This window comes from Sphingobacteriia bacterium (assembly GCA_017304685.1).
Lineage (GTDB): Bacteria > Pseudomonadota > Alphaproteobacteria > Rickettsiales > 33-17 > JAFKLR01.
The window spans coordinates 1-1,212 of sequence record JAFKLR010000001.1; the positions used below are offsets into that span (position 1 = coordinate 1).

The following is a 1,212-nucleotide window of genomic DNA, read 5'->3' on the forward strand; positions in this document are numbered from 1 at the left end:
ACTATTCTACAATTTTAGAGACTACGCCAGCGCCTACAGTTCTACCGCCTTCACGGATAGCGAAGCGTAAGCCTTCATCCATAGCGATTGGTGATATTAATGTAATTGTTAATCTCACGTTATCGCCTGGCATAATCATTTCTCTACCTTCTGGTAAATCTACCATTCCGGTTACATCGGTTGTTCTAAAGTAAAACTGTGGTCTATAGTTACTAAAGAATGGGGTATGTCTTCCACCTTCATCTTTATTTAATATATACACTTCAGCTTCAAATTTAGTATGTGGGGTAATACTACCAGGTTTCGCTAACACTTGACCTCTTTCCACGTCTTCTCTTTTAACACCACGTAATAAGATACCTACGTTATCACCTGCTTGACCTTCATCAAGAAGCTTTCTAAACATCTCTACGCCTGTACAGGTTGTCTTGGTTGTAGCTTTAATACCTACAATCTCGATCTCTTCACCTACTTTTACGATCCCTCTCTCAATACGGCCAGTTACTACTGTTCCGCGACCTGAAATAGAAAACACATCTTCGATTGGCATCAAGAATGGTCTATCTGTTGGTCTTTCTGGAGTTGGAATATATCTGTCTACTTCTGACATTAATTTAAGAATTGCTTGCTTACCTATCTCGGTATCTTTTCCATCTAATGCTGCAAGCGCCGATCCTCTAACGATTGGTATATCATCTCCTGGAAAATCATACTTACTTAATAGCTCTCTTACTTCCATCTCTACCAAGTCTAATAATTCAGGATCATCTACCATATCCACTTTATTTAAGAACACTACTAATGATGGCACACCAACTTGACGTGCTAACAATATATGCTCTCTCGTCTGTGGCATAGGACCATCTGCTGCCGATACTACTAATATCGCTCCGTCCATCTGCGCTGCACCGGTGATCATGTTCTTAACATAATCCGCATGCCCAGGACAATCTACGTGCGCATAGTGCCTTTGCTCTGTCTCATATTCTACGTGCGCTGTATTAATTGTTATACCACGTGCCTTCTCTTCAGGCGCAGCGTCAATCGCATCATATCCCTTGAACTCCGCCCTACCAGCTTCCGCTAATACCTTCGTGATAGCCGCTGTTAATGTCGTCTTACCATGATCAACGTGACCTATAGTCCCTATGTTTACGTGCGGCTTATTCCGCTCAAACTTTGCCTTAGCCATCTCTTCCCTTCCATTACTAA

General features: G+C 42.0%; 1 protein-coding gene. It reads right to left on the reverse strand.

Annotation, left to right across the window (positions count from 1 at the left end; all coding sequences use genetic code 11):
- Window position 1: 1 nt before the first annotated feature.
- Window positions 2-1,192 (reverse strand): elongation factor Tu, encoded by a 1,191-nt coding sequence (gene tuf / locus J0H68_00005; protein ID MBN8827076.1) that lies wholly within the window; start codon window positions 1,190-1,192, stop codon window positions 2-4.
- Window positions 1,193-1,212 lie beyond the last annotated feature (20 nt).